This is a genomic window from Vibrio sp. 779(2023) (genome assembly GCF_033344285.1).
In the GTDB taxonomy this organism is placed as follows: domain Bacteria; phylum Pseudomonadota; class Gammaproteobacteria; order Enterobacterales; family Vibrionaceae; genus Vibrio; species Vibrio alginolyticus.
Genome location: NZ_JAWPOM010000208.1, coordinates 1 through 1,077 on the forward strand (window position 1 = coordinate 1; position 1,077 = coordinate 1,077).

At 47.9% G+C, this 1,077-nt stretch carries 1 protein-coding gene; it reads right to left on the reverse strand.

Annotation, left to right across the window (positions count from 1 at the left end; genetic code table 11):
• The coding region (locus R8O70_RS26125) for an AMP-binding protein (RefSeq protein ID WP_318184577.1) at window positions 1-1,077 on the reverse strand (1,077 nt) is incomplete at both ends.

Genomic DNA, 1,077 nt, shown 5'->3' on the forward strand with positions numbered 1-1,077 from the left:
ACGGTACCAATTTTATCTGCTCTAAATGGGTAGTTTATGGTGCTGTAAGCGAAGGATTCCGTCATCCCCCATGCTTCGGTGATGTTTAGGCCAACGCTGTGGTACCAATCTAATAGTGCGGGTGATACCGGAGCAGAACCACAACCCAAAACTCGCGCTTGATCTAACCCCAGCCCTTCGGCGAGCTTTTTCTTAATCAGCGAATTTACGAACGGTATTTTCAGTAAGAAATTCAATTTTTTCTGTGGAAGTTTGTCTTGAATGCGTTGCTGGAACAGAGTCCATAATCTCGGTACAGAAATGAACAAGGTTGGGCGGTGCATTTTCACGTCTTCGATAAAAGTATCGAGCGACTCTGGGAAAGCCGTTGGTACGCCACCCATGATGGATGAACCAAAAATATAAACGCGTTCAGTAATATGTGCCAATGGTAGGTAGGAAAAGAGTCGGTCGTTAGCTTGAATACCGATGTGGTTGATCAGCTGTTGTACCGACCAACTAAACGCTCCGTAAGTCAGCATTGCGCCTTTTGGCAAACCTGATGTGCCGGAGGTATACACCAATGACATCAACTTATCGTCGTAGTGTTGTGGACGCTCTTCACTTGGCACGGCATCCGCAATCAAAGCGTTGAACTGGTATTGGCATTGTGGTGCTGAATCATACGGCAGCGCGATGCTGATAAGCTCTGGTATGGCATCAATGACTTGCTGAGTTGCTGCTGGGTCATCAAGCTTCCCCCCGATCAGCGCCTTACTTTCACTGTGAGTTACACAGTATTCAATCGTGTCGGCCCCTGCGTTAGGGAAAATAGGTACGCTTACGTAATCCCCTAGCATCATGGCCAAATCGCAGATAAACCACTCTGCGCAGTTTTTCGATACTAGTGCGACTTTATCGCCAGGCTGAATACCCAGCCCACGTAGTGCGCTGACGAGCTTGAGAGCCTGATCGGCGACTTCTGCGTAAGTAAACTCGACAAACTGTCGGTTAATGATTTGTTTTAGGTAGACCTCATTCGGGCGCTCCGCTGCCCATTTAAGAATCATTTCATTTGGTGGTGGGAGAGCGCAACCA